This window comes from Pseudomonas sp. PA-1-6B, from assembly GCF_021609545.1.
Classification (GTDB): domain Bacteria; phylum Pseudomonadota; class Gammaproteobacteria; order Pseudomonadales; family Pseudomonadaceae; genus Aquipseudomonas; species Aquipseudomonas fluorescens_BV.
In genome coordinates, this window is the sequence record NZ_WJZM01000128.1 from 1 (window position 1) to 1,231 (window position 1,231).

At 58.7% G+C, this 1,231-nt stretch carries 1 pseudogene; it reads left to right on the forward strand.

Annotated features, from left to right (window positions below):
- Positions 1 to 137: 137 nt before the first annotated feature.
- A pseudogene (locus GIV35_RS27215) lies at positions 138 to 1,231 on the forward strand (hypothetical protein); the annotation flags it as partial.

Consider the following 1,231-nt stretch of genomic DNA (forward strand, 5'->3'; position numbering starts at 1 on the left):
ATTGGCTACTGTCAGAATTAACAGGTACCGATCCAGGGTCATCCTGCACTACCTGTTAATTCTGACAGTAGGCACGCCGCGATTTCAGGCGTTTGATAGCGGTAAGCCAACAGCGCACGACCGTGAGGATTCTCGCCATGCCCAAGAACAAAACACTTGACCCCCTCCTGCCGCCCATCGTTGTTCCGCTGATGGAACCGGCCATTGATGGTGATATCGAAGGGGCGCATGGCGGTATCGGCCTGCGGCATACCGAGGTGCCGTTGGTGGTCTACCTGATCAACCCCAAAGATGGCGTCACTCCGGGCAGTGTTGCCTCACTGTTCTGGGGCAACCGTAATATTCCCGTGGCCTCTACGCCGATTCGCGAAGGCGAGGAAAACCTTGACCTGATCCCGCTGACTGTTCCCGCGCACCATATTGTCCCGTACTTTGTCAACGGTGTAGTTGCCATGCTAAGGCGCAGAAGCGGCAATGAGTCATTCACCGAAGAAATCAAGTTACGGGTCAGCCTGACTCGCCCCGGTGGCGAAGACAAAGACTGTCTACCCGGCCACCAGGGGCTGGCGTATCAGGTTCCACCGGATGTTGTGCTGCGTGGCGTCAATCAGGAGCAGGCACTGGCGGGTGTCAAGATCATCATTCGCTACTGGCTAAACATGCGCGCTTATGACCTGATCACTCTGGCCTGGGGCTCGCAAGTGGTTCAGCACCGGGTCCAGCCCGGCGAAGTGGGCCGTGACATCACCTTGACCGTCGACTACGCCACTATCAGCGCCGCGGGCAATAACCCGCTGACGCGCGTGGCTTACCAGGTGCGGGACGCGGGCGGCAATCTGCCGGAGGAGCGGGCGCGCTGGTCGGCGGTGTCGTTGATTGATGTGCACCTCAATGAAGTGCGCCCCGAAGCGCCGTGGCTGCAGTTTCCAGACACCGGTACGAAAATCGACCTCGCGGAGCTGGGCAGTTGGGATGTGGAAGTGGCCATTTGGGTCACCTCCCAGGAGACTAGCGCCTATTCCCACGTGACGCTGATCTGGGCCGGTTTGGACAGTGAAGGCAATTCGATCCCTTATACGCACACCGAAGAACTCAGTAGAGCAGGCCTTTATACCTTTGAGGTTCCCAACGCGCTGGTGAGCGCGATTGCCGAAGGCCGCGCGAGTGTGCATGCCCTGTATCAGAATGGCGCGGTGCAACAGCCTTCCGAAAAGCTCTATCTGGACGTCGT